Genomic DNA, 288 nt, shown 5'->3' with positions numbered 1-288 from the left:
GTGGTGCATCCGACCGACGTTGTCATCCATGATGGCGACGACCCCTATTTCGTCGTCGCCGCAGACAAGGGCACCGCGACCTTCTCCGATGTCGCCAATCGCGATGCCTGGCTGGCCGAGGGCACCGAAAGCTACCGCGTGTTCATCCGGGCGTTGCTGTCGATCACCGACAATATCGTCGAGGGCGCGGTGGTGCATCCGACCGACGTTGTCATCCATGATGGCGACGACCCCTATTTCGTCGTCGCCGCAGACAAGGGCACCGCGACCTTCTCCGATGTCGCCAAT

1 protein-coding gene is annotated in these 288 nt (G+C 62.2%); it reads left to right on the top strand.

Going from position 1 to position 288, the window contains the following annotated elements:
- A partial coding sequence (locus BOQ64_RS22750) for an NAD-glutamate dehydrogenase domain-containing protein (protein ID WP_164975875.1) occupies window positions 1–288 on the top strand: 288 nt, incomplete at both ends.

The organism is Chryseobacterium sp. CH25, assembly GCF_004119455.1.
Taxonomy (GTDB): domain Bacteria; phylum Bacteroidota; class Bacteroidia; order Flavobacteriales; family Weeksellaceae; genus Chryseobacterium.
Note: the sequence above shows the minus strand (reverse complement) of the source record. Positions and strands in the feature narration are given on the sequence as shown.